Origin of the sequence: Streptomyces sp. NBC_01723, assembly GCF_036246005.1 — a bacterium.
GTDB lineage: Bacteria > Actinomycetota > Actinomycetes > Streptomycetales > Streptomycetaceae > Streptomyces.
The window spans coordinates 5,528,031-5,548,794 of sequence record NZ_CP109171.1; the positions used below are offsets into that span (position 1 = coordinate 5,528,031).

The following is a 20,764-nucleotide window of genomic DNA, read 5'->3' on the forward strand; positions in this document are numbered from 1 at the left end:
CCGTCCGACGGACGGGGCCCCCGGGGAATGGTGTCAGATCAACGGCGGGGCATGTGCCGCTGCCCCGTCGCCCGCCCCCCGAAACACGACCCCGGCGATCCCGTCGTCGCCGACGACAGGACCGGGTCACCCTGGATTGAGCGGCGACCGCACCCAACCCTACCGGCCCCTATGTACGGGAGTCAGTGCTCAGGTGACTCAACGGCCGCCGAAGTGACCAGTTCTGTCAGTACGCCATGGCAGTCCTTGGGGTGCAGGAAAGTGATCCGCGACCCCATGGAACCCCGCCGGGGCTCGTCGTACAGAACGCGTACGCCCTTCTCCCGGATGTCCGCGGCGTCCGTGTCGACATCCGCCGTACCGAAGGCGATGTGGTGGACGCCCTCGCCGTTCTTCGCCAGCCACTTGCCGACCGCGGAGTCCTCGCGGGTGGGTTCGAGAAGCTGGAGGTACGACGCTCCGCCGTCCGACGTATCGTTGATCTTGAGCATGGCCTCCCGGACACCCTGCTCCTCGTTGACCTCGGTGTGGAACACCTCGAAGCCGTAGGTGGCACGGTAGAACTCGACGGTGGTGTCGAGGTCGCGGCAGGCGATTCCGATGTGGTCGATTCGCGTCAGCATGGATTCAGTGCAGCGCTCCGGAGGTGGTTACGCAACGTGCGCGCGATCACACCGACCGCCGGGTGACGGGCGGGATACCGCTCAGTACATTCGAGTAAACCCTCGTTCACTCCTCGGCCTGTGCGGGCCGGAAAAGGGGATCGCAGCTCATGTCTTCTGCAACGAACGGCACGACCTCCGTCATCGTCGCGGGTGCCCGCACCCCGATGGGACGGCTGCTCGGCTCGCTGAAGTCCTTCTCCGGGGCCGATCTCGGCGGTTTCGCGATCAAGGCGGCCCTGGAGCGCGCGGGCGTCACCGGCGACCAGGTCCAGTACGTGATCATGGGGCAGGTGCTCCAGGCGGGTGCCGGGCAGATTCCCGCCCGCCAGGCCGCCGTCAAGGCCGGCATCCCCATGAACGTCCCGGCACTGACGATCAACAAGGTGTGCCTCTCCGGCCTCGACGCCATCGCCCTCGCCGACCAGCTCATTCGCGCGGGTGAATTCGACGTGGTCGTGGCGGGCGGCCAGGAGTCCATGACCAACGCCCCGCACCTGCTGCCGAAGTCCCGTGAGGGCTACAAGTACGGCGCGGTCCAGATGATCGACGCCATGGCGTACGACGGCTTGACCGACTCCTTCGAGAACATCGCCATGGGCGAGTCCACCGAGAAGCACAACACCCGCCTCGGCATCGAGCGCGGCCCCCAGGACGAGATCGCGGCCCTGTCCCACCAGCGCGCCGCGGCCGCCCAGAAGAACGGCGTGTACGACGCCGAGATCGCCCCGGTCGAGATCCCGCAGCGCAAGGGCGACCCGGTGGTCTTCAGCAAGGACGAGGGCATCCGGGGCGACACCACCGCGGAGTCGCTGGGCAAGCTCCGGCCGGCGTTCTCCAAGGAGGGCACGATCACCGCCGGCTCCTCCTCGCAGATCTCCGACGGCGCCGCGGCCGTGGTCGTGATGAGCAAGGCGAAGGCCGAGGAGCTGGGCCTGGAGTGGATCGCCGAGATCGGCGCGCACGGCAACGTCGCCGGACCGGACAACTCTTTGCAGTCGCAGCCCTCCCACGCCATCCGGCACGCGCTGAAGAAGGAGGGCCTGGAGGTCGGCGACCTCGACCTGATCGAGATCAACGAGGCGTTCGCGGCCGTCGCCGTGCAGTCAATGAAGGACCTCGGCGTGTCCACCGAAAAGGTGAACGTCAACGGTGGGGCCATCGCGCTGGGCCACCCGATCGGCATGTCCGGCGCCCGGCTGGTGCTGCACCTGGCGCTGGAGCTCGGCCGGCGCGGCGGCGGGGTCGGCGCGGCGGCCCTGTGCGGCGGCGGCGGCCAGGGCGACGCGCTGATCATCCGGGTCCCGAAGGCCTGAGCGCCCGTACGGCGTCTCAGGAACGCCGTCAACGCAGTCGAACGCAGTCGAACGTAGTCGGACGGAGCTGAACGGAGCTGTGATGCAGGACGTCTCCTCACTGGTGGCCCAGGCCAGGGAAGGCCGACCGCGGGCCGTGGCCAGGCTGATCTCTCTGGTGGAGGGGGCGTCCCCGCAGCTCAGGGAGGTCATGGAGACGCTCGCGCCGCTGACGGGCCAGGCCTACGTGGTCGGTCTGACGGGTTCGCCGGGCGTCGGCAAGTCCACCTCCACCTCGGCCCTGGTGACCGCGTACCGCAAGCAGGGCAGGCGGGTCGGCGTCCTCGCCGTCGACCCCTCCTCCCCGTTCTCCGGCGGGGCGCTGCTCGGCGACCGCGTCCGGATGTCCGAGCACGCCTCCGACCCCGGCGTCTACATCCGCTCCATGGCGACCCGCGGCCACCTCGGCGGCCTCGCCTGGGCGGCCCCGCAGGCGATCCGTGTCCTGGACGCGGCGGGCTGCGACGTGATCCTGGTGGAGACGGTCGGCGTCGGCCAGTCGGAGGTCGAGATCGCCTCCCAGGCCGACACCTCGGTCGTCCTCCTCGCCCCCGGCATGGGCGACGGCATCCAGGCCGCCAAGGCCGGAATCCTGGAGATCGGCGACGTCTACGTCGTCAACAAGGCCGACCGGGACGGCGCCGACGCCACCGCCCGCGAGCTGAACCACATGCTGGGCCTCGGCGAGGCCCGCGCCGCCGGCGACTGGCGCCCGCCCATCGTCAAGACGGTCGCCGCCCGCGGCGAGGGCGTCGACGAGGTGGTCGAGGCCCTGGAGAAGCACCGCGCGTGGATGGAGGAGCGGGACGTCCTCGCCGAACGCCGTCGCGCCCGCGCCGCCCGCGAGGTCGAGACCATCGCCGTCACCACCCTGCGCGAACGCATCGGCGACCTGCACGGCGACCGCCGCCTCGGCGCCCTCGCCGAACGGATCGTGGCGGGCGAACTCGACCCGTACCGCGCGGCGGACGAACTGGTGACGGGGCTTACGAACGCCTGACGCCTGACGCCTGACGCCTGACGCCTGACGCCTGACGCCTGACGCCTGACGCCTGACGTCCGACGCCCGACGCCCGACGGCTGGCATCCGACGGCTGACCCCCGGTGCCCGACGGCCGGCATCCGGCGTTCGACGGCTGACACCCGGGGTCCGACGGCTGACACCCGGTGTCCGAAAAAGGTCGCGCGCGCCGAGAGCCGCGCTGCTACCTTGACCCGCATGTTCCTCCTCTTGGCATAGGGCCCGCCCCGCGCGCGACCGCCGCATCCGGCCGTCGCGCGCCTCGGCGTCCCCCAGTTGCCTCCCCGCAGAGGAACCCTTCGCGTGTCCACGCCCTTTCCGCGGCCCTCGTACGCCGCCGTGCTCCGTGTCCCTCATGCCCGCCGTACCTTCGCGGCCGCCCTCGTCGGCCGGCTCTCGTACGGCACGGTCTCCCTCTCCCTGATGCTCGCCCTGACCCGGTCCACCGGGTCGTACGCCGTGGCCGGCCTGGTCATGGCGCTCTTCGGCGCGACGAGTGTCCTCCTGTCCCCCTACCGCGCCGGCCTGGTCGACCGGCACGGCCCGCGCCGGGCCCTGCTCCCCATGGCCCTGCTGTACGCCGTCCTGCTCTGCGTGACGGCGGCGGCCTGCTGGCGCCCGGGTGTGCCCGCGGCCGTGCTCGCCCTGACCGCCGCGTTCGCGGGTGCCTGCACACCGCCGCTCGGGCCCTCGATGCGGGCGGTGTGGGCCGGCATGCTCCCCGATCGCGCCATGCTGCAGCGCGCCTACAGCCTGGACGGAGTCGCCGAGGAACTGCTCTTCGTCTCGGGACCGCTGCTGGTCGGCGTGGTGGTCGGCGTCGCCCCGCCCGCCGTCGGCGTCGTGCTGAGCGCGGTGCTGGTGGCGGTGGGCACCCTCGGCTTCGTCACATCGCCGGCGGCGGACCGCCCGCGGGCGGCGGAGCGGGAGAAGGACGCTACTCCGGCCCGGCGCGGGCGAGGCGGAGCCGGACAGGGGCGGGCCCTGCTGCAACCGGTCCTCGTCGCCGCGGGGGTCGGCGTCTCGGTGAGCGCCGTCGACCTCCTCGCCGTCGCCTACGCGGTCCAGCGCGACCTCGGGGGCTCCGCCGTCGCCTGGGTGCTCGCGGCTCTGTCGGCGGGCAGTGCGGTCGGCGGCCTGCTGAACGGCGCCATCACCTGGACCTCGTCCGCCCGCGCCCGGCTGCCGTTCCTCGCGGCCGGTCTCGGCGTGAGCCTGGCCGCCGCCGGTCTCGCCCCGGGCGTCGGCACGCTGATCGCGGCCGTCGCCTGCGCGGGGCTCTTCGTGGCACCGGCGCTCACGACGGCGTACCTGATCGCCGACGAGAGCGCCGCGCCCGGCTTCCGGACCCGGGCGGGCGCCTGGTGCAACACGGCCGTGAACGCCGGCATGTCCGCCGGCGCCGCCGCGGTGGGCCTGCTGGTGGAACGGCTGCCGCTGCCGGTGTGCTTCGCGGTGGCCGGCGCGGTCGCGGTGGCGGCGGCGCTGGTGCCGGGGCGCCGCCGCGAAGCGTCCGCGGGGTCGGCCGGGCCGGTCAGTCGTCGTCCGAGCCCGAGTCGTCCGAGCCGGAGTCGTCCGAGTCCGAGCGGTCGGCCGTGACCTTGCCGGTCTTCGGGTCGACCCGCCAGTCCTGCTCGCCCTTGCCGTCGGCACGGGTCTCGACCTCCCAGGCGGCCGGGCCGTCGTCGCCGTCGTCGTCCAGGTCCACGGAGGTCACCGTGGACTTGCCGGCCGCGGCCCGCGCCGCCTCGGCCGCGCTGACGGAAGTGCCCTCGAGGGCGGCCCGCGCCTCGGCCGTGTCGTCCTCGTCGGCGTCCTTGTGGGAGCCGAGGACCTTGCCGGAGGCCGGGTCGATCCGGACGCTGTGCCAGGTGCCGTCGCCGGAGAGGACGTCGACCTCCCAGGCGGCACGCTCACGGCGGTCGTCGCCGTCGTCCGCGTCGTCGTCCGCGTCGTCCAGCTCGGCGGAGACGGCGGTGCCCGGCGTGTCCCGCAGGGCGGCGGCGATGGCGTCGGCCGCCGTCACCTCGGCGGAGGACGCGCGGGCGGCGTCGTCGTGGTCGTCGCGGTCGTCCGCCGAGTCGTCGTCGTGGTCGTCGGACTCGTCCCGGACGCCACCGTCGTCCGACACGCTCACGTCCGCCCGGGGCGTCGTGCTCCGGCCGTCGTCGCCCGTGGTCGCGAGGGCCGTCGCCGTACCCCCTCCGATCAGTGCGGCGGCGGTGACGGCGGCGATGACGATGTTGCGCCTCATGCTGGTTCCTCCCGAGTCGTCCAGAGTGCTGTCGCTTTCCGACCTCTGCACTGTCGCGGACCGACGCTGAGCCGAAGCTGAAGCCTCCTGAAGGGATCTTCAGCCGCCCTTTGCCACTCTTTACGCATGCACCCACCCGTCGCCCACCACCACCCTGCTCGAGGCGCTTCGCGCCGCCCCTCTCGACTCTTGATCGTGGAGGACGAGAAGCGGTTGGCCCTGTCGCTCGCGAGGGGCCTCACCGCCGAGGGGTACGCCGTGGACGTCGTCCACGACGGCATGGAGGGCCTGCACCGGGCCGGCGAGGGCGACTACGACCTCGTCATCCTCGACATCATGCTGCCCGGCCTCAACGGCTACCGGGTCTGCGCCGCCCTGCGCGCCGCCGGCCACGAGGTGCCGATCCTGATGCTCACCGCCAAGGACGGCGAGTACGACGAGGCGGAGGGCCTGGACACGGGCGCGGACGACTACCTCACCAAGCCCTTCTCGTACGTCGTCCTGGTCGCCCGGGTGAAGGCGCTGCTGCGGCGGCGCGCGCAGGGCGGCGGGGCCTCGCCCGTGCACGTCCACGGCGACCTGAAGGTCGACACCGCCGCCCGCCGGGTCTTCCTCGGCGAGGACGAGGTCACCCTCACCGCGAAGGAGTTCGCGGTCCTGGAGCAGCTCGTGGTGCGGGCCGGACAGGTCGTGTCCAAGGCGGAGATCCTGGAGCACGTCTGGGACTTCGCCTACGACGGCGACCCGAACATCGTCGAGGTGTACGTCAGCGCCCTGCGGCGCAAGCTGCGCGCCGGGCTCATCCGGACCGTGCGCGGCGCCGGGTACCGCCTGGACGGCGGGCGATGAGCCGCCTCTTCGGCTCGGTCCGCGCCCGCGCCACGCTCGCCGCGACCCTGGTGGTCGCCGTCGCCCTCGTCGCGGCCGGCGCCGCCGTCCTGCTCTCCCTGCGCTCCAATCTGCTCGGCGAGGCCGGCACCCAGGCCGAACGCTCCGCGCGGGACGTCGCCACCGAGCTGGCGGTCGGGACGCCGTACGCCGACCTGTCGCTGGACGTGGACGACCGCCCGGTGCAGGTGGTCGACGAGGACGGCACGCTGGTCGCCGCCAGTGACGACCTGGAGCGGATCACCGGCACCGGCGTCGAGACGGTCAAGCCGCGGCCGGCCGCCTCGCCCGACGGCACCGACGGCACGGACGACGGGGACGACGATGACGACGCGGGCGAGCCGCTCGAAGCGGGGGAGATCGGCGAACGGACCACCGTCAGCGACGGTTCGGCGACCATCGACGGCGACACCGAGGACTACCGCTTCGCCGCCGTCCCCGTGAAGACCGAGGACCGGGGCCGCCTCACCGTCTACGCCGGGGCCCCGCTCTCCGCCGAGCACGGCGCCGTGAACACCGCGCTGACCGTCATGCTGATCGGCTTCCCGGTGCTGCTCGCGGTCGTCGGGTGGGTGACCTGGCTGGTGACCCGGCGCGCGCTGCGTCCGGTGGAGGGCATCCGGCGGGAGATGGCCGCGATCACCGCCAGCGAGGACCTGGCCCGCCGCGTCCCGGTGCCCGGCACCCACGACGAGGTGGCCAGGCTCGCCTCGACCACGAACGAGACGCTGGCCGCGCTGCAGACCTCCGTGGAGCGGCAGCGGCGGTTCGTCGCCGACGCCTCGCACGAGCTGCGCAGCCCGATCGCCTCGCTGCGCACCCAGCTGGAGGTGGCCGCCGCCCATCCCGAGCTGCTGGACCTGGACGGCGCGGTGGAGGACACCGTACGGCTCCAGCACCTCGCCGCCGACCTGTTGCTGCTGGCCCGGCTGGACGCGGGGGAGCGGCCCGCCGACGCGCGGGTCGACCTCGCGGCGCTGGCGCGGGAGGAGGCCGGAGGACGGGCCGGGGTGAGCGTGCGGGAGGGCGCCGGGGTCGCCGGCGGGGTGACGGTGGCCGGCTCGCGCGGGCAGCTGGGCCGGGTGCTGGCCAATCTGCTCGACAACGCCCAGCGGCACGCCCGCTCGGCGGTGGAGGTGTCCGTGCGCAGGGACGGCGACCTGGCCGTGGTCGGGGTGGCCGACGACGGGGAGGGGGTGCCGAAGGCCGACCGGGAGCGGATCTTCGAACGGTTCGTACGGCTCGACGCCGCCCGCAGCCGCGACGACGGCGGGGCGGGTCTCGGGCTGGCCATCGCCCGCGACGTCGCCGTGCGGCACGGTGGCACGCTCACCGTGCACGACGCACCGGCAGGCGGTGCCCTGTTCGAGCTCCGCCTGCCGGCCGCCTAGATCAGGGCTGGATCAGGAACGTCCGCGCTGTCCGCGCAGGTGTTCCGCGATGGGTTTGAGTGCCTTGTCCAGTTCGGTCAGGGTCTCGGGGGCCAGCAGGTCGATGAAGTGTCTGCGGACGGAGGCCACGTGGTGCGGCGCGACCTTCCGCATGGTCTCCATGCCGTGCTCGGTGAGGACGGCGTAGAGGCCGCGGCGGTCGGACTCGCAGTTCTCCCTACGGACCAGGTCCGCGTTCTCCATGCGCGTGATCTGGTGGGAGAGGCGGCTCTTGGACTGCATCGTGGCGGTGGCCAGGTCGCTCATCCGCATGCGGTCGCCCTCCGACTCGGAGAGGTTCACCAGGATCTCGTAGTCGTTCATTGTCAGGCCGAACGGCTGCAGGTCCTTCTCTAGCTGGTGCGTCAACAGCCTGTTGACCTCCAGGTGGGTGCGCCAAGCACACTGCTCCGTATCGGTCAGCCAGCGGGTGGCCGTCTCGGTCTCCATGAATGAAGTCTACCTAAAAAGTTGAAAGGCGAACTAGTGAGGGGTTTTCCGTGACGGTGACGGTGCGCACGCGTTCGATGTCACACTCCGCAGATTACCGCTCACAGCCCGAAGCGGCGCTGGAGGTCCCCCAGCTGTCCGGGAAGCCCCGGTACCCCGGAACGCCCTCCGTGCGCTCCCGGAGACCCGCCGCCGGGCACCCCCGCCTGCTGCGGCGGAGCCCCCGTGACCTGCTCCGCCATCAGCGCCTCGCTCGACTGCAGCAGCACCGTCCCCGCTCCCACGAACTCGAACTGGTGCTCCTCCCCGGAGGCCCCGCCGAGCCCCGTCATCGCACGTAGACCGCCCATCAGGCCGGTCATGTACCCGTGGTCGTAGTGATGGCACGGGGACGGGCAGTCGGCCCAGCCGACCAGGGCCTGCGGGTCGACCCGGATCGGCGGTTCCATGAACACCACCGGACCGTTCGACGCGGCCACGAACTTTCCGGTTCCGATCAGCGTCAGAAAACCCGGCACGATCGACTGCTTCAGCGCGAGACTTGGCTGAAAAGCGAGCAGGTTGCCGGAGCGAATGGTCAGGTTGCCGTCCTCGAGGTCGTACGAATTCACGTCGAAGGCCCGGTCGGCGAGGAGCATCTTGCCCGAACCCTCGGCCACGACCCAGTCGCTCGCGTGCAGTGGCGAATGGAACGACGTACGCACCAGACGGTCCAGCCGGCCGTGCCCGACGCCGTTGAAATCGATCGTCCCGTAGTAGGCGATCATCTTCCCCTTCTGCAGGAACCACTGACCGCCCTTCAGCTCCACGCAGAAGGTGTACGCGTTCACGTTGTCGTCGGCCGGCAGAGTCGACGGGTCGTGGTGGACCGTGCTCAAAGCTTCTCCTCCGACGCCTGGACGAACACCGTGCCGCTGCCGCTCAGCTCCAGCTGGAACGCCTCGCCCGAGCCGCGCCCCACCATGTCCCGCCAGCCCATGGCGGTGGACAGCTTGTTGCGCACGTCGCCGTGGTGGGCGACGTACGCCTGGGGGTCGACGCGCACCGGCCGCTGCGGGGTGATCGGGACCTCGAAGACACCGCCGTGGGCCATCACGGCCACCGAGCCGTGGCCCTTCAGCGTCGTGGTGAACAGCCCCTGCCCGCTGACCTGCCCGCGCACCATGCCCATGACGCCGCCCTGGGAGCCCAGGAACACCGTGCCCTGCTCCAGGGTGCCCTCGAAGGCGAGGAGGCGGTCCGCCTCGACGTACAGGGTGTCGCCGGCGAGGTTGATCACCTGGACGTGGTGGCCGCCGTGCCCGAAGAGGACCGTGCCGCTGCCCTCCACGGTCATCAGCGGGGTGTCCTCGTTCGCCACCCGGCGGCCGATCATCGACATGACGCCGCCCTGGCCGCCCCGCAGATTGGGGGTGAAGGACACCTCGCCCCGGTACGCGAGCATGGCACCGCGCTGACTGAACAGCCGCTGCCCGGGCGCCACGGTGGCCTGCACCATCTTGTGGTTGATCTCCTGGAAGGCCATCGTCAGACATCCCCCGCGATCGTGTTCCGCTCGCTCGGCTGCACGTACACCAGTCCGTCGCCCTCGAAGCGGATCTGGAACGCCTCGCCGCCGCCCTCCCCGAGCAGGGTGCGGAAGGTCACACCCGACTGGAAGGACTGCCGCAGGTTCCCCTGGTGCGCCACGTACGCCCCCGGGTCGACGGTCAGCGGGTACTGCGCGCTGACCCGCAGCGCCACCGCCGGGCCGTCCGACATGATCGCCACCTGCCCGTGCCCCTCGACGGTCGTGGTGAACAGCCCGTTGCCCTGCGAGGCGCCGCGCGTCCCCGTGAAGCTGGTGCCGGTGCGCAGTCCGGCGTCCGCCGCCAGGAAGTTGCTCGACTCGACGTACAGCTTGTCGCCCTGGAGACCCACGAGGTTGATCTCCGAGGCCCGGTCCGCGAACCAGCAGGTCCCCTGCCCCCTCACCTCCATCACCGTCATCTGCTCGCCGGTGATCCGCCGGGTCACCATCCCCCGGATGCCCTCACCGCCACCGCTCAGCTTCTTGAAGGCCATCTCCCCGTCGTACGCGACCATCGAGCCGTTCTTCGCCTTCACGGCATCTCCGGTCATGTCGACGGCGAGTACCTTGCTTCCTTGAAGTCGGAACATCGCCACAAATGCGAAGGTAGCCCGCCGGGTGGGTGCACCGACAGGGATCGACCCCCTCACCCGGGCGCGTCGGGGGTTTGCCACAATGGCCGTGCGCTTGTGCGTGCGTTCACAAACCGCCGCCCGGCGGTGCGCCCGAGTACCGATTCCTCTCCCACCGAAGGTGACCCGTGGACCTCAAGACCGCCTCCGCCCTCCGCCGCCTCCGCCTGGTCTCGGGCCCCGAGGCGATCTCCTTCCTGCTCCTGCTCGTCTGCTCGGTGCTGAAGCGGACCACCGACTTCAACGCGGTGCCCGTGATGGGCGCGGTCCACGGCATCCTCTTCGTCCTCTACGTGCTCTTCTGGGCGGACGCCTGGAACCGCGCCAAGTGGCCGCTGAAGACCGCCGCCCTCTACTTCGTCCTCTCCGTCCTGCCCACCGGCGGCTTCTTCGCGGAGCGCATGCTCAAGCGGGAGGCCGAGAGCGCGGTCATCGCCTCCCGCGCCCGCCAGGAAGGGATCGTCGGCGCATGATCGTCGCCTTCTCCGTGACGCCGCTCGGCGTCGGCGAGGACGTCGGGGAGTACGTCGCCGACGCCGTCCGGGTGGTCCGCGATTCGGGGCTGCCGAACCGCACCGACGCGATGTTCACCTCCGTCGAGGGCGAGTGGGACGAGGTCATGGACGTGGTCCGGCGCGCCGTCGCGGCCGTCGAGGCGCGGGCGCCGCGCGTGTCCCTGGTCCTCAAGGCGGACATCCGCCCCGGCGTGACGGACGGCCTCACGTCGAAGGTGGACACGGTGGAGCGGCACCTCGCCGAGTAGCCGTCCGCCGCGGGCGGTGGTATCGAAGGGCGAGACGGAGCTGACCGGTATATGACCGGCCGGTAAGGTCTGGTGCCGTGTCCAAGCCCCTCGGTCTCTCCTTCGACCCCATCGCCCGTGCCGACGAACTCTGGAAGCAGCGCTGGGGCGGCGTGCCCTCGATGTCCGCGATCACCTCGATCATGCGGGCCCACCAGATCCTGCTGGCCGAGGTCGACGCCGTGGTCAAGCCGTACGGGCTGACCTTCGCGCGCTACGAGGCGCTGGTGCTGCTCACCTTCTCCCAGTCGGGCGAACTGCCGATGTCCAAGATCGGTGAGCGCCTGATGGTGCACCCCACGTCCGTGACGAACACCGTCGACCGGCTGGTGAGGTCCGGCCTGGTGGACAAGCGCCCCAACCCCAACGACGGCCGGGGCACCCTGGCCTCCATCACCGACCGGGGCCGCGAGGTGGTCGAGTCCGCCACCCGCGACCTCATGGCGATGGACTTCGGCCTGGGCGCGTACGACGCCGAGGAGTGCGGCGAGATCTTCGCGATGCTCCGCCCGCTGCGGGTCGCCGCCGGGGACTTCGCCGAGGACTGAGGCGAGGGTCCGGGACAAGCCCGGGCGAGTCGCCGGGGCCGCCCGAAGATCGCGCGAAACGGGCGGTTACGCTCGGACGCATGAAAAAGAGCGTGCTGACCCGCTACCGGGTCATGGCGTACGTCACCGGTGTGCTGTTGATCGCGCTGTGCCTTGGCATGATCGCCAAGTACGCCCTGAAGATGGACGGCGCCGCGGACTTCACCCAGGTCGTCAGCATCGCCCACGGCTGGCTGTACGTCGTCTACCTCATCTTCGCCTTCGACCTGGGGTCCAAGGCGAAGTGGCCGGTGAAGAAGCAGCTCTGGGTGCTGCTCGCCGGGACCGTTCCGACGGCCGCCTTCTTCGTGGAGCGACGGATCAGCCGGGAGCTGGACGCCAAGGTCGCCGGGGCCGAGCCGGTGGCCGCCAAGGCCTGAGCCCACCGCCGTGCGGACACCCGTGCGGCGGTTTCCCATCGACATTTACTTGGACGTCCTAGTAAATTGGGAGTATGGACGCTCACGCCATAGAGGAAGGCCGCCTTCGGTGGCAGGCCCGGTACGACGCGGCGCGCAAGCGCGACGCGGACTTCACCACGCTCTCCGGCGACCCGGTGGAGCCGGTCTACGGGCCCCGGCCCGGGGACGAGTACGAGGGGTTCGAGCGGATCGGCTGGCCGGGTGAGTACCCCTTCACCCGGGGCCTGCACGCGACCGGCTACCGGGGGCGTACGTGGACCATCCGGCAGTTCGCCGGGTTCGGCAACGCCGAGCAGACCAACGAGCGCTACAAGATGATCCTCCGCAACGGCGGGGGCGGGCTCTCCGTCGCCTTCGACATGCCGACGCTGATGGGCCGCGACTCCGACGACCCGCGCTCGCTCGGCGAGGTCGGGCACTGCGGGGTGGCCATCGACTCGGCCGCCGACATGGAGGTGCTCTTCAAGGACATCCCGCTCGGCGACGTGACGACCTCCATGACGATCAGCGGGCCCGCCGTGCCCGCGTTCTGCATGTACCTGGTCGCCGCCGAACGGCAGGGCGTGGACGCGTCCGTCCTCAACGGCACGCTCCAGACCGACATCTTCAAGGAGTACATCGCCCAGAAGGAGTGGCTCTTCCAGCCCGAGCCGCACCTGCGCCTCATCGGCGACCTGATGGAGCACTGCGCGGCCGGCATCCCCGCCTACAAGCCGCTCTCCGTCTCCGGATACCACATCCGCGAGGCCGGGGCGACGGCCGCGCAGGAGCTGGCGTACACCCTGGCGGACGGCTTCGGGTACGTGGAGCTGGGGCTCTCGCGCGGGCTGGACGTCGACGTCTTCGCCCCCGGCCTCTCCTTCTTCTTCGACGCGCACCTCGACTTCTTCGAGGAGATCGCCAAGTTCCGCGCGGCCCGGCGCATCTGGGCCCGCTGGATGCGGGACGTGTACGGCGCGAAGACCGACAAGGCGCAGTGGCTGCGCTTCCACACCCAGACCGCCGGTGTCTCGCTGACCGCCCAGCAGCCGTACAACAACGTGGTGCGTACGGCCGTGGAGGCGCTGGCGGCGGTACTCGGCGGCACCAACTCCCTGCACACCAACGCGCTCGACGAGACCCTCGCCCTGCCCAGTGAGCAGGCCGCCGAGATCGCCCTGCGCACGCAGCAGGTGCTGATGGAGGAGACCGGCGTCGCCAACGTCGCCGACCCGCTGGGCGGTTCCTGGTTCATCGAGCAGCTGACGGACCGGATCGAGGCCGACGCCGAGAAGATCTTCGAGCAGATCAAGGAGCGGGGGCTCAGGGCGCACCCGGACGGGCAGCACCCCATCGGGCCGATCACCTCCGGCATCCTGCGGGGCATCGAGGACGGGTGGTTCACCGGCGAGATCGCGGAGTCCGCCTTCCGGTACCAGCAGGCGCTGGAGAAGGACGAGAAGAAGGTCGTCGGCGTCAACGTGCACACCGGTTCCGTCACGGGTGACCTGGAGATCCTGCGGGTCAGCCACGAGGTGGAGCGGGAGCAGGTGCGGGTGCTCGGCGAGCGCAGGGCCCGCCGGGACGACGCGGCGGTGCACAGCGCCCTGGAGGCGATGCTGGGCGCCGCCCGGTCCGGGGCCAACATGATCGGGCCGATGCTGGACGCGGTGCGCGCGGAGGCGACGCTCGGGGAGATCTGTGGGGTGCTGCGGGACGAGTGGGGGGTGTACACGGAGCCGGCGGGGTTCTAGGCGGGCGGTGCCGGTGCGGGCGTTGCCAGGGGGCTCCGCCCCCTGGTCCCCCGGGCCTGTGCCCACCCGCCACCCGACTCGGCCAACTGAAAGGTGGCCCACCGGACACCTCGGCCCGTTGGGAGGTCACCCGCCGCCGGGCTCGGGCGGGGGGTCGGTCTGGCGGGAGGTCAGGCCCCACAGCAGGACCTGTGTGAAGCCCCGTACCCAGTCGCCGTCCGCCGGTTCCGCGCTGACCAGGGTGCGGTGCACCACCGCGCCCGCGACCACGTCGAAGATGAGGTCGGCGGTGCGGGCGGCCTCGGCCGGGTCGGTCTCGGCGGGCAGCTCGCCGCGGGCCTGGGCGCGCGCCCTGCCCTCCAGGACCAGGCGCTTCTGGCGTTCCACGATCGACGTGCGGATGCGCTCGCGCAGCGCGTCGTCCCGGGTCGACTCGGCGACCACCGCCATCAGGCCGCTCTTGGCCTCCGGACGGGCCAGGATCGCCGCGAACTGGAGCACCACGCCCTCGATGTCGGCGGCCAGGGAGCCGCGGTCCGGGAGCCGGAGCTCGTCGAACAGCTCCGCCACCGCGTCGACCACCAGCTCGTTCTTGCCCGCCCAGCGGCGATAGAGCGTCGTCTTGGCAACCCCGGCCCGGCCGGCGACGTCTCCGAGGGTGAGCCTGGACCAGCCCAGGTCGACCAGGACCTCCCGCGTCGCGGCCAGGATCGCGGTGTCCGCCGCGGCACTGCGCGGGCGCCCGGCACGGCCGGCGTGGGTGCTGCTCTGCATTCCCCGACCATAGATGCCCGGCCACATTCGGCGGGTTCTGTGCGGCCGTGAGGGAGATCACCGGGGCGGGGTGTTCCGACGGCCCCTCCCGGTATTACGCTACGACTCGTAGCGAAAGCACGGGTACGCCCGTGCCCCAGCGACGACCACGGGCGTGGGGTGGGGACCCGGCGCCGAACAGCACACATCCGGGCGGGCTTTCGACCCGGTTTTCACACGCGCGCGAGGTACGGGGGAGGATAGGCCCATGCAGCCACGGAACATGTCCATGAGCGGGGTCGTCGACCTCGCCGCGGTGAAGGCGGCCCAGGAGGCCAAGACGAAGGCGGAGCAGGCCCGCGCCGAGGCCGCCCGGCACGGCGGGACGGGGGCGGTCTCTCCGGCCGACCTCGTCATCGACGTCGACGAGGCGGGCTTCGAGAGCGAGGTCCTGCAGCGGTCCACCGAGGTCCCGGTCGTCATCGACTTCTGGGCCGAGTGGTGCGAGCCCTGCAAGCAGCTCAGCCCGGTCCTCGAACGGCTCGCCGTCGAGTACGGCGGGCGCTTCCTCCTCGCCAAGATCGATGTCGACGCCAACCAGATGCTGATGCAGCAGTTCGGCGTCCAGGGCATCCCGGCCGTGTTCGCGGTCGTGGCCGGGCAGGCGCTGCCGCTCTTCCAGGGGGCCGCGGGCGAGACGCAGATCCGCCAGACCCTGGACCAGTTGGTGCAGGTCGCCGAGGAGCGCTTCGGCCTGACCGGTCTCGTCGTCGACCCCGAGGCCCAGCCCGGTGCCCCCCGGCCCGCCGCCGAGGAGCGTCCCGCGGGACCGCACGACGCGGCACTCGAGGCCGCCGTGCAGGCGCTGGACGCGGGCGACCTGGGCGGTGCCGTCCAGTCGTACAAGAACGTGCTGTCCGATGACCCGGGCAACACGGAGGCCAAACTCGGTCTCGCGCAGGCCGAGTTGCTCCAGCGGGTGCAGAACGCCGACCCGCAGAAGGTCCGCCAGGAGGCGGCCGACAAGCCGGGCGACGCGCAGGCGCAGATCGCCGCCGCCGACCTGGACCTGGTGGGCGGTCACGTGGAGGACGCCTTCGGCCGTCTCATCGACGCGGTGCGCGTCACGGCCGGCGACGACCGCAACGCCGTACGCGTGCGGCTGCTGGAGCTGTTCGAGGTGGTCGGCGCCGACGATCCGCGGGTCACCGCGGCCCGCAGGGCACTGGCTCGCGCCCTCTTCTAGAGGTGTCCACCGGAGTGTTGCCGGTGTGAAGGAGCTGTCGACGAGGCGTCAATGCGGCCGCGCTTTGCCAAAACTTGGCAATCGCGGCCGCTGTTACTGCCAGTAAGTCAGTGGCGTCGGTCTGTCGGACTCTGTCCATCGATCAATAGTTTTGTTCCGCCCCTTTGGCACACCCAGCGTCGCCGTCCGGGCCCGGTGCGTCGTCCCGTGGTTATCCGGCCGTTACTAGTGAGTAACGAACCCCCTTGTGTCGGCGGCGAGAATGCACCACGATCGGCGACGCTCGGTCCATTCCCGTACCCCGAAAGCCAGTCGGGTCGCGGGGGTTCCTGGGTCCCCACCGAGCAGAGCCGGCGGCAGTGGAGCCGGCTCTTGGGCAGGGGGGTCTTCGCTCACCCGGCGAAGCCTGTCCAGCAGGGTTGTGCGTGATGCGTGTCAGGCGCGACCAGTGGTTGTCGCTCGGGGGTGATCGCCGGTGACTCGGGCGCGTGGTACGCGCCGCCGAGTTCGGGCGCTCTCCTTCCCGAGGACGTAGCACTTCTCCCATCCCTGCCAGACCGAGCCGCCGAACCGGCGGCCGGCCGAGGCCAGGAGATGTACGTCCGAGAAGGAGGAAATATGGAGTCCCAGGTGCGTGGCGGGACCAGATGGAAGCGGTTCGCTGTGGTGATGGTGCCCAGCGTTGCCGCCACGGCTGCGATAGGCGTCGCGCTCGCGCAGGGCGCTCTCGCCGCGTCGTTCAGCGTTTCCGGCCAGTCGTTCAAGGTGACGGCGGACCAGCTCGACGGCACGGGCTTCTCCCAGTACGGGGCGATCGACTCGGGTTACACGCTGAAGGGCGAGAAGACGGCTCACCCCGTCGCGGTCTCGGCGTTCAAGTCCGCGTCGATCAAGAACATGTGCCAGTCCGTGGTCACCCCGGACATCCCGTTGATCGGTTCCGTCAGCCTCATGCTGAAGGCCGGCGGCGGTAAGCAGGCGGTCGAGGCCGAGAACCTGTACATCGACGTCGAGAATCTCGAGGCCGATGCCACGTTCCGCGGCATCGACATCGGTGTGGCTGCCAAGGACGCCAACAAGGGTCCCGGCATCAAGAAGGGCGACACCGCGAACCCGTACGGATTCGCGCAGCAGGCAGACTCGGCCACGCTGAAGAACGTGAAGCAGACGGCGTGGGCGACCACCGCCGGAACCTTCAAGCTCAGCGGTCTGAAGATGTCGCTGTCCAAGGGTGTCAAGGAGTGCTACTAAGCACCCCTTGACGGGCGGGGGAGCCATGGCGCCCCCGCCCGTCCACTCTCCCTCCGGCCGCGCCCTCGCGCGCGGACCGCATCTCCACCACAGCAAAGCCGTACCAGGGAGCTGTTTTCCATGAGCGCCGAGACTCCTGCCGCAGCCGGCCAGTTCACCCGCCGGAGGCTGCAGTTCCGTGCCTGGCGAGGCGGGCGGCCGTTCTGGGCCGGCCTGTTCATCGCGCTCGGCGGACTCCCCATCGCCTACTTCCCGTACGCCAACCTCCAGATCGGTCACCTGACCCTCGCGATGGCCACCACCGCGGGATCCGGGTCCCTGATCATCGGTGTGCTGCTGGTCGTCCTGGGCGTCAGCCTGTGGTTCCAGAAGCACATCCGTGTCTTCGCGGGCGTGGCGGCGATCCTGCTCGCGCTGGTCTCCATCCCCGTGTCCAACCTCGGCGGCTTCCTCATCGGCTTCCTGCTCGCGCTGGTCGGCGGAGCGATGGCCGTCTCGTGGGTGCCGGGCGAACCGCCGCAGGACGAGCCGCCGGTGGAGGGCAGGGGAAGGGGTGACGCGCCCGAGGGCGCGGTCCCCGGCACCGAGCTCCCCGGCATCCCGGCGCCCGGCAGCACGGCCTCCGACGCCACGGTGCCGAGGCCGCGCGAAGGGGTGGAGGGCGGGGGTCCCACCCAGACCTTCGAGGCACTGGGGGCGCACGATCTGTCAGGAACGAGCCCGGCCAACGGGGCGAACGGGAGGCACAGTGCCGGCTGACGAGGTGACCCGCGGGACTGACGTGGAGTCGTCCCGTGCGAGAACCGGGCCGCGCCACGCGGCACCCAAAAAGCCGTTGTTCACCAGGTTCCACATGCCGGCCGGCAAGGCGATAGCCATCGCGGCGATGCCCACGGCCGTGCTCATGGGGATGGGGTTCACGCCGACGCTCGCCCTCGCCGACGGCAACGACGCGGCGCCGGCCTCCAACAGCCTGACGGCCGACGAGTACAAGGACTGCGTGGCGGCCCTGGAGGACGCCGAGAAGGACACGTCCGCGTCGCCCACCCCGTCGCCCTCGGCGACGGACGGGAAGACCGACGAGAAGGGCGACACGGAGGACAAGGGCGACGCGAAGGAGCCCGACGCCTCGGACTCGGGCGCGGACAAGGGTGAGTCCTCTTCGTCGGATTCAGGTTCCGACGACAAGGACGGCCAGGGCGACGAGGCCGGCAAGGACGACACGTCCCAGCCCGCCCCGAGCCCCTCCGCGTCGCAGAGCGGGGAGTCGGCCGGCGATGACGCCCCGGCGCCCGCACCCTCCGAGTCGGAGGGCAAGGGCGGGCTGCTGGACGGCATCGGCGACGCCATCGAGGGCATCTTCACCGGCGGCAAGAAGGCCGAGGAGACCCCGAGCCCCGAGGCGACCCCCTCCGAGACCCTGTCCGCGTCCGAAGAGGCCGGCGACGACGCCTCCGACACCGTGAAGGACACGACCGACAAGGTCACCGACACGGCGAAGGACACCGTCGAGGGCGCGACCGACGCGGCGTCGAAGGCGGCCGAGGACACCGGCAAGTCGGTGGACGAGGCGGCCGAGAAGGCGAAGGAGGAGGCCGAGAAGGCCAAGGAGGCTGCCGAGAAGGCGAAGGAGGAGGCCACCGCCTCACCCACGCCCAGTGCCTCCGAGAGCGCCGGTGTGGACGCCGACGACTGTCCCGTCGCCACCGACGACGAGGGCGGCGTCGACAACAAGGTGCCGCTGCCCGACGACCCCTGGTACCTCAACGCCAGCTCGCTGCTGCTGAAGGGCGCCTCCTACAAGGGCGTCGTCGAGGTGAAGACGGCCAACGGCACCACCAAGAAGGTGCTGAAGTACGTCATATCCAACGGCACCGACATCGGCGACCTGCACCAGACGGTCAAGGACAAGCAGGCCGGCAAGACGCACCACGTCCAGGCGGCCGAGGGCTCGACGTCCACGATCCGCGACGGCGAGACGGTGATGTACACCGAGAGCATCTCGGGCAACCTGCTCGGGCTGATCCCGATCACCTTCGACCCGGAGAACCCGCCGCCGCTGGACATCCCGCTGATCTACTTCACCAAGGTGACGGTCGTCCAGGCCGGTCAGTTCGGCGGCACGCTCCACGTCCCGGGCCTGCACCAGTTCGTGACCGACTGAGCGCGCCCACAAGCCCGTTCGGGAGCCGCGAAACCGCTGAGGGCGCCCCCTGTTCGCAGGGGGCGCCCTCAGCGCCGTACGGAGGCCGTGCGCGCCGTCTCAGCCGCGCCGCGTCTCGCCCAGGTGCAGGACGCGGACCATGTTGGTGGTGCCGGGGACGCCGGGGGGCGAACCGGCGGTGATCACGACGATGTCGCCGTCGCTGAACAGGCCGAGCCGGGCCGTCTCCTGGTCCACCAGGTCGACCATCTCGTCGGTGCTGTTCACGAACGGCACCACGTGCGGCTCCACGCCCCAGCTGAGCGCCAGCTGGTTGCGGGTGGACTCGTCGGTGGTGAAGGCGAGGATCGGCTGGGCCGCGCGGTAGCGGGACAGGCGGCGGGCGGTGTCGCCGGACTGGGTGAAGGCCACCAGGCCCTTGCCGCCCAGGAAGTCGGCGATCTCGGCGGCGGCACGGGCCACCGAACCGCCCTGCGTGCGCGGCTTCTTGCCCGGCACCAGCGGCTGGAGGCCCTTGGAGAGCAGCTCCTGCTCGGCGGCGGTGACGATCTTCGACATCGTCTTGACCGTCTCGATGGGGTACGCGCCCACCGACGACTCCGCGGACAGCATGACCGCGTCGGCCCCGTCCAGGATCGCGTTGGCCACGTCGGAGGCCTCGGCGCGGGTCGGCCGGGAGTTGGTGATCATCGACTCCATCATCTGGGTCGCCACGATCACCGGCTTGGCGTTGCGCCGGCACAGCTCGATCAGGCGCTTCTGCACCATGGGGACCTTCTCGAGCGGGTACTCGACGGCCAGGTCGCCACGGGCGACCATGACGGCGTCGAAGGCCGCGACGACGCCCTCCATGTTCTCCACCGCCTGCGGCTTCTCCACCTTGGCGATGACGGGGACCCGGCGTCCTTCCTCGTCCATCACGCGGTGCACGTCGTCGACGTCCTTGGCGTCCCGGACGAAGGAGAGGGCGACCAGGTCGCAGCCCATGCGGAGGGCGAACCGGAGGTCCTCCACGTCCTTCTCGCTCAGCGCGGGCACGTTGACCGCGGCGCCGGGCAGGTTGATGCCCTTGTGGTCGGAGATGACGCCGCCCTCGATGACGATCGTCCTCACCCGCGGGCCCTCGACGCCGGTGACCTTCAGCTCGACGTTGCCGTCGTTGATGAGCACCTGGTCGCCCTTGGTGACGTCGCCGGGCAGGCCCTTGTACGTCGTGCCGCAGATCGTCCTGTCACCCGGCACGTCCTCGGTGGTGATGGTGAACTCGTCACCGCGCACCAGCTCGACGGGGCCCTCCGCGAAGGTCTCCAGACGGATCTTCGGGCCCTGGAGGTCGGCGAGGACGCCGATGGCCCTTCCGGTCTCCTTGGCGGCGGCCCGCAGGCGGTCGTACCGCCCCTGGTGCTCGGCGTGAGTGCCGTGGCTGAAGTTGAAGCGGGCCACGTTCATGCCGGCTTCGATCAGCGTGACGAGCTGCTCGTGGGAGTCGACCGCGGGGCCGAGAGTACAGACGATTTTCGAACGGCGCATGGGTGCCATCCTAT

At 71.1% G+C, this 20,764-nt stretch carries 22 protein-coding genes; 14 read left to right on the forward strand and 8 right to left on the reverse strand.

Annotation, left to right across the window (positions count from 1 at the left end):
- Positions 1-182: 182 nt before the first annotated feature.
- Positions 183-623, reverse strand: a complete 441-nt coding sequence (gene mce, locus OIE75_RS25780; protein ID WP_307015152.1) for a methylmalonyl-CoA epimerase — start codon at positions 621-623, stop codon at positions 183-185.
- A gap of 149 nt (positions 624-772) precedes the next feature.
- Here mce and OIE75_RS25785 point away from each other — a divergent pair, with 149 nt between their 5' ends.
- From OIE75_RS25785 to OIE75_RS25795, 3 genes are all read left to right on the forward strand, one after another.
- Positions 773-1,978, forward strand: a complete 1,206-nt coding sequence (locus OIE75_RS25785; protein ID WP_329472250.1) for an acetyl-CoA C-acetyltransferase — start codon at positions 773-775, stop codon at positions 1,976-1,978.
- 82 nt (positions 1,979-2,060) lie between these two features.
- Positions 2,061-3,017, forward strand: coding sequence for a methylmalonyl Co-A mutase-associated GTPase MeaB (gene meaB, locus OIE75_RS25790; RefSeq protein ID WP_329472251.1), 957 nt, complete (start codon positions 2,061-2,063; stop codon positions 3,015-3,017).
- A gap of 324 nt (positions 3,018-3,341) precedes the next feature.
- The gene (locus tag OIE75_RS25795) at positions 3,342-4,637 is read left to right on the forward strand and encodes an MFS transporter (RefSeq protein ID WP_329472252.1); all 1,296 of its coding nucleotides are present in this window, start codon (positions 3,342-3,344) and stop codon (positions 4,635-4,637) included.
- On the opposite strand, the gene OIE75_RS25800 is transcribed toward OIE75_RS25795, so the two are convergent.
- Positions 4,573-5,292 carry a PepSY domain-containing protein gene (locus OIE75_RS25800; RefSeq protein ID WP_329472253.1) on the reverse strand — a complete coding sequence of 240 codons (720 nt, stop codon included), beginning with the start codon at positions 5,290-5,292 and terminating at the stop codon, positions 4,573-4,575. The genes OIE75_RS25795 and OIE75_RS25800 overlap by 65 nt on opposite strands.
- 126 nt (positions 5,293-5,418) lie before the next feature.
- Here OIE75_RS25800 and OIE75_RS25805 point away from each other — a divergent pair, with 126 nt between their 5' ends.
- Positions 5,419-6,141 (forward strand): response regulator transcription factor, encoded by a 723-nt coding sequence (locus OIE75_RS25805; RefSeq protein ID WP_307015156.1) that lies wholly within the window; start codon positions 5,419-5,421, stop codon positions 6,139-6,141.
- Positions 6,138-7,571, forward strand: coding sequence for a sensor histidine kinase (locus OIE75_RS25810; RefSeq protein ID WP_329472254.1), 1,434 nt, complete (start codon positions 6,138-6,140; stop codon positions 7,569-7,571). Before OIE75_RS25805 ends, OIE75_RS25810 begins: the two co-directional genes overlap by 4 nt.
- A 12-nt stretch (positions 7,572-7,583) precedes the next feature.
- Here OIE75_RS25810 and OIE75_RS25815 read toward each other — a convergent pair whose 3' ends face one another.
- The 4 genes from OIE75_RS25815 to OIE75_RS25830 form a co-directional block, all read right to left on the reverse strand.
- Positions 7,584-8,060, reverse strand: a complete 477-nt coding sequence (locus OIE75_RS25815; RefSeq protein ID WP_122616280.1) for a MarR family winged helix-turn-helix transcriptional regulator — start codon at positions 8,058-8,060, stop codon at positions 7,584-7,586.
- Positions 8,061-8,161: 101 nt separating this feature from the next.
- Positions 8,162-8,938 carry an AIM24 family protein gene (locus OIE75_RS25820; RefSeq protein ID WP_307015158.1) on the reverse strand — a complete coding sequence of 259 codons (777 nt, stop codon included), beginning with the start codon at positions 8,936-8,938 and terminating at the stop codon, positions 8,162-8,164.
- Positions 8,935-9,585, reverse strand: coding sequence for an AIM24 family protein (locus OIE75_RS25825; protein WP_122616282.1), 651 nt, complete (start codon positions 9,583-9,585; stop codon positions 8,935-8,937). The genes OIE75_RS25820 and OIE75_RS25825 overlap by 4 nt, the downstream gene beginning before the upstream one ends.
- A 2-nt stretch (positions 9,586-9,587) precedes the next feature.
- Positions 9,588-10,220: an AIM24 family protein gene (locus OIE75_RS25830; RefSeq protein ID WP_122616283.1), complete on the reverse strand. Its 633-nt coding sequence runs from the start codon at positions 10,218-10,220 to the stop codon at positions 9,588-9,590.
- A 170-nt stretch (positions 10,221-10,390) separates the two neighbouring features.
- On the opposite strand from OIE75_RS25830, the gene OIE75_RS25835 reads away from it, so the two are divergent.
- The 5 genes from OIE75_RS25835 to OIE75_RS25855 all read left to right on the forward strand — a co-directional run bounded on the left by OIE75_RS25835 (position 10,391) and on the right by OIE75_RS25855 (position 13,806).
- Entirely contained in the window at positions 10,391-10,735 is a 345-nt protein-coding gene (locus tag OIE75_RS25835) for a DUF3817 domain-containing protein (protein ID WP_307015159.1), read from the forward strand.
- The gene (locus OIE75_RS25840) at positions 10,732-11,025 is read left to right on the forward strand and encodes an MTH1187 family thiamine-binding protein (protein ID WP_329472255.1); all 294 of its coding nucleotides are present in this window, start codon (positions 10,732-10,734) and stop codon (positions 11,023-11,025) included. Before OIE75_RS25835 ends, OIE75_RS25840 begins: the two co-directional genes overlap by 4 nt.
- 77 nt (positions 11,026-11,102) lie before the next feature.
- Complete coding sequence (locus tag OIE75_RS25845) at positions 11,103-11,612, forward strand: MarR family winged helix-turn-helix transcriptional regulator (RefSeq protein ID WP_125493325.1); 510 nt, start codon at positions 11,103-11,105, stop codon at positions 11,610-11,612.
- A gap of 80 nt (positions 11,613-11,692) precedes the next feature.
- Positions 11,693-12,031, forward strand: coding sequence for a DUF3817 domain-containing protein (locus tag OIE75_RS25850; RefSeq protein WP_163015798.1), 339 nt, complete (start codon positions 11,693-11,695; stop codon positions 12,029-12,031).
- 74 nt (positions 12,032-12,105) lie between these two features.
- Entirely contained in the window at positions 12,106-13,806 is a 1,701-nt protein-coding gene (locus OIE75_RS25855) for an acyl-CoA mutase large subunit family protein (RefSeq protein WP_307015160.1), read from the forward strand.
- Between the two features lie 126 nt (positions 13,807-13,932).
- Here OIE75_RS25855 and OIE75_RS25860 read toward each other — a convergent pair whose 3' ends face one another.
- Positions 13,933-14,580, reverse strand: a complete 648-nt coding sequence (locus OIE75_RS25860; RefSeq protein WP_307015161.1) for a TetR/AcrR family transcriptional regulator — start codon at positions 14,578-14,580, stop codon at positions 13,933-13,935.
- A gap of 247 nt (positions 14,581-14,827) precedes the next feature.
- Here OIE75_RS25860 and OIE75_RS25865 point away from each other — a divergent pair, with 247 nt between their 5' ends.
- From OIE75_RS25865 to OIE75_RS25880, 4 genes are all read left to right on the forward strand, one after another.
- A complete protein-coding gene (locus OIE75_RS25865) occupies positions 14,828-15,805 on the forward strand; it encodes a tetratricopeptide repeat protein (protein ID WP_307015162.1) in 978 nt (325 codons plus the stop codon).
- A gap of 618 nt (positions 15,806-16,423) precedes the next feature.
- Positions 16,424-17,056 (forward strand): DUF6230 family protein, encoded by a 633-nt coding sequence (locus OIE75_RS25870; protein WP_307015163.1) that lies wholly within the window; start codon positions 16,424-16,426, stop codon positions 17,054-17,056.
- 120 nt (positions 17,057-17,176) lie between these two features.
- On the forward strand, positions 17,177-17,815 hold the full coding sequence (locus tag OIE75_RS25875; RefSeq protein WP_307015164.1) for a DUF6114 domain-containing protein: 639 nt from the start codon (positions 17,177-17,179) through the stop codon (positions 17,813-17,815).
- Positions 17,805-19,220 carry a hypothetical protein gene (locus tag OIE75_RS25880; protein ID WP_329472256.1) on the forward strand — a complete coding sequence of 472 codons (1,416 nt, stop codon included), beginning with the start codon at positions 17,805-17,807 and terminating at the stop codon, positions 19,218-19,220. The genes OIE75_RS25875 and OIE75_RS25880 overlap by 11 nt, the downstream gene beginning before the upstream one ends.
- 99 nt (positions 19,221-19,319) lie before the next feature.
- On the opposite strand, the gene pyk is transcribed toward OIE75_RS25880, so the two are convergent.
- Positions 19,320-20,750, reverse strand: a complete 1,431-nt coding sequence (pyk, locus tag OIE75_RS25885) for a pyruvate kinase (RefSeq protein WP_307015166.1) — start codon at positions 20,748-20,750, stop codon at positions 19,320-19,322.
- Positions 20,751-20,764: the final 14 nt, after the last annotated feature.